Raw genomic sequence first — 3980 nt, forward strand, 5'->3', positions numbered from 1 at the left:
CAGAAACCGCTTCCAGTTTCCCGGCACGCCCTCCTGAACACCGGCTTCGATCATCTTCACGATGTCCCGGCGCAGGATGGTCAGGCGCTCCTTGGCTACGCGGAACGCCTTCTTCTCGACCTGGACGGTTTCCGCGAGCGTCTTGTACTCCTCGGCACGAGCCACCATCGGCGCCAGGTCAAAGCCATAGGCCTGCTCGATTTCTCCGCCATGCCCTTTGCGCGCAAAGCGCTTGCCGTTCGGGCTGTCCCTGCGAATGATCAGACCGCAGTCGACCAGGACGGCGAGATGCCGGCGCAGCGTTGTCGGCGGCATCCCGTTGGCCCGCGCCATCAACTGCTCGTTGGAGGGCCAGACGATCAACTCGCTGTTTGCCTCGAGCGCGGTCTCGGGATGGAATGACAACAGCGCGTGCAGAATCGTGAGCGCACGGTCGGTTGCGCCGAGAACCTGGCGCGCCTCCTTGATGTGCTGAAAGACGTGCCATTTGTGAACAATGGCCATCTCAGGTTTTGCCTTCGCGGCCAGCTGGCTTGAAATCATGCCGAGCGTCATCGGCCGCCGCCCAAAGGGCGTCGTTGATATGGGTGTCTGCATTTTCCTTCACCTGTCGCTAGGCAAAAGAAGTCAGCCCTCCAAAAACGAGCGCATTACTGCGTCCGTTGGACTTGACACCGATTCGCGGAAGTGGGATTCTGCCAGTCGCCAAACATAACAGAGAAGGGCTTCCGGAACCTCGTTTCGGGGGCCTTTTTCTTTTGCGGGATTAGCCTCCAGTCTCCTGTGAGATCGTCTCTCTGCGGAAAGCTTCGTAAAGTTGATCGAGGTTTTCCGACAGATACTCGCCGAACGCGCGGGCGTCAGACGTCTTTGCCTTGAGCGCCAACGTGAACTTCTTTCCCTCGGCCGAAATTTCCGCCGAGAGCGCATTATCCTGGGGTGTCCAGCTTCGCTTACTTGTCTGGTTCTGCTTGCGCGACGGCTTCGACTTCAATTTGCGAACCAGGAAGTCGAACCGTGCATCACTCGACAGCGCGGAGAAGGCATCCTCCCGAATAGTCTCGAGAGCGCGCTCCTGGTTTGCCGGACTATCGAGCAGCAGCTTCAACTCATACCAGCGATCCCGGCCGACGTTCTTCGCTTGGCCTATGGCATCCAAGATGGGGGAGGGCAGGCCCGCGACCGACAGCATCTTTGAGAGTGTCGTCCGGTCGATCGAGAGCGCGCTCAGAATGATTGCGTTGTCGTCGTCGTAGCGAAAGCGCACAATGTCGGCGGCGAAGAGGGCGCGATCGATGAACGGAACGTCCGCACGTGCAGCGTTCTCTTGACCAAGCGCAAGCACATGGTCTCGATCCTCGATGTCCTTGACGACGGCTCGCACCTTTCGGCCGAGGGCCTGAGCGACTTTCCAGCGGCGATGTCCGAAGACCACCATGTAGCGGCCGGCCGACTTTGGATTCGGCCTGACCAGAATAGGGGAGTCCTGGCCGCGCTCGCGGATTCGCTCCAGCAGCTGGTTGAATTCGGCTTCGTCGTCAGCACGACGATCGCGGACGAACGAAGCGTCGATCAAGTCGGGCTCGAGCTCAACGACCGTTTCGCCCTCTACGAGCTTGTCAGCCCTCGCCGCAAGCTCATCGATCGACTTGAGGAGCGAGCGCGACGCGCCCTTGGCCGCATAGTCAGACACCGGGCGGGACGGCCGCTTTTGATCGGCGGCGACGTCCTCAACGACATGCCGCTGATCGTCAAGAATGTTGGCGAAGGGGTTTTTACGAGCCATGACCAAGCCTCTTATTTTGCCTTAGGCTCTTGAAGTCGCAGAGGTTTTCGGCGGTTTTGACTGCGGTCAACATTACAGACGCCCCCACGCCCGGTGGATGAGCGCCTGAATCTCGAAATTCACTGCGTCCAGCGCCTCAACAGCGCGATCGTAGGTATCCCGATTGAAGCTGCCGCGCTCGACCTCATAGAGGGTCTGCTTCGTCAGCCCTGCATCCGAGATGGCGGTCGACTTCAGCATGGGGTTCTTGAGGATCTCCTCGGCTAGCATCGACTGCATGAAGCCGAGCATTTGGGTCTGCGGAACATCCGTGGGTTCGTATCGGGTGATCAGATAGCGGAGCCAATCGATCTTGACCGCCGCGCCCTTCTCTCGGATAGCCCTCACGAAGTTTCCAAGCATGAGCAAGAATTGGCTCATGGACATGAGGTCAAGCATCTGCGGATGCACCGTGATCAGAACAGATGTGGCAGCGGTCAGCGCCGTCAATGTCAGGAAGCCGAGCTGGGGCGGGCAATCGATAACCACCACATCGAATCGATCGTCCACTTCCTCAAGCGCCCGGCCGAGGCGTTCATAGAACCGCTTTCCCTCGTTCGAGCTCTGCATCGAGAGGGGCGTGTCGTACTCGTATTCCTGAAGCTCAAGATTCGCTGGGATGATATCGAGCAAAGGGAAGTTGGTCGGCAGAATGACGCTGGCGACTGGCCGACGCTTTTCGTCGTACCGGATCGCGTCGTAAAGTGATGGATTTCGATCGAGCTCCGGCTGAAAGCCGTGAAGCGCAGAGAGCGAGGCCTGCGGATCGAGGTCGATTGCTAGTACACGATGTCCAGTCAGCGCCAAGTGCTGGCTGAGATGAGCAGCCGTCGTGGTCTTCCCGGATCCGCCTTTGAAATTGACGACGGCGATCACCTGGAGCTTCTCGCCGGGCTTGCGGAACGGAACGTATTTTTTCGCGTCGGATCGACCGTTCTTATCAAGGTAGTGCCGGAGCTCGATCATCTGTTCGGCCGTGTACAAGCGCCGACCGCCAGTCGCGATGGTAGGCTCCGGACCTTTTTTTTCGAGATGTAGCCTCTTGAGGTTGTTCGGAGTAATGCCGAGATAATGGGCGACTTCCGACATCGGGAAGAGACGCAGCGTCTTCTTCGCGTCCGGAGGAAATTTCTCCAGGCGAAGCTGATCGAGCTTCCGCGAGATCTCGTCGCCTTGGGAGAGGATTTTCTCGTCAAACTCGAATGTCGGGAGCAGTCCCATCCGAATCCATCCGCCTAAGAAAATGGCGCCATAAATGACAAAATGCGCCGATCAGGCGCCAGTATGGGGGATTCGGGCTGTCTGGCAAGTAGTTTAAGGTTAACAGCATCTTAACGGCCGTTCGCGATCGCATGGAACGAGGGAATGATTCGTTAGGAATCGCCCAATCTTATCGTAGACTTGCAAGCAATCTCGGAGTGCGCCCGCGTCGTTTTCCGACCCCGTTAATGCTACAGTCAAATGACCCCTACTGCCCCCGACTCGAGCTGCCAACCGACCAAATCCGACACCGAAAGCGCGACTCACCGCGACTCGGCCCACCCGGTTAATCCAACGAAGGATACGAAGCTCTCATCACCATGCTGACTTGCTCCGTCGCAACGCAGGATTCGGCGAATGTTGGCAATCGCGATTGACGCGAATCTGCATGGCAGAGGGGTCTATGCTCGATGAGATGCATTCGCTGAGAGCCAACGTATTCGTCGGCCGGCCGGCTGGTAAGGATTGAGTAGGGTTGCGAGGTGAGTGGTAAGATGCGCTACCATGCGTCGTACGACGGCGGCGGCGGCTCGCGCCGGACGTCCAACACGATCAACAAAAGGATCCGCAGGGCGAGAGCAATCGCTGTGACGGAAGCGATTGGTCTGATAGCTTCCGTTCGAGCGATAGTCTCTAAGGTTATCAAGGCCTTGTGTCGGCGGGCTTAGTTTCGTGAACCGGTGCCTAGTGGCGCGAACCGGCTGCGTTTATGTCGCTTTCCGTTAGCGATTTCAATTTGCAACGCTTAGCGGAAAATCGGCGCCGGCTTTTCACCTTGCGATTTCAGCGAGGGAAAAACTTCCGTCATGAGCGAACCTCATCTGCCAAGCCGGCCACCCGATGCCCCCCTTGAGCGCCCACCTTCCCGATCCGCTGCCGTGGCGCGAGCTCGCGC

At 58.3% G+C, this 3980-nt stretch carries 3 protein-coding genes; all 3 read right to left on the reverse strand.

Annotation, left to right across the window (positions count from 1 at the left end):
• On the reverse strand, positions 1-597 hold a 597-nt coding region (repC, locus tag CWO89_RS41640), incomplete at its 3' end, for a plasmid replication protein RepC (RefSeq protein WP_283813581.1).
• A 169-nt stretch (positions 598-766) separates the two neighbouring features.
• Entirely contained in the window at positions 767-1786 is a 1020-nt protein-coding gene (gene repB, locus CWO89_RS41645; protein WP_130584040.1) for a plasmid partitioning protein RepB, read from the reverse strand.
• Between the two features lie 72 nt (positions 1787-1858).
• Positions 1859-3046, reverse strand: coding sequence for a plasmid partitioning protein RepA (gene repA / locus CWO89_RS41650; RefSeq protein ID WP_130584041.1), 1188 nt, complete (start codon positions 3044-3046; stop codon positions 1859-1861).
• Between the last annotated feature and the right edge of the window lie 934 nt (positions 3047-3980).

The sequence above is a fragment of the Bradyrhizobium sp. Leo170 genome, assembly GCF_004296405.1.
In the GTDB taxonomy this organism is placed as follows: Bacteria; Pseudomonadota; Alphaproteobacteria; order Rhizobiales; family Xanthobacteraceae; genus Bradyrhizobium.

What these genes read in the sequence shown, in the direction of transcription:
- repA (WP_130584041.1), bottom strand. Translation starts at nt 3,046, where the DNA reads ATGGGACTGCTCCCGACATTCGAGTTTGACGAGAAAATCCTCTCCCAA.
- repB (WP_130584040.1), bottom strand. Translation starts at nt 1,786, where the DNA reads ATGGCTCGTAAAAACCCCTTCGCCAACATTCTTGACGATCAGCGGCAT.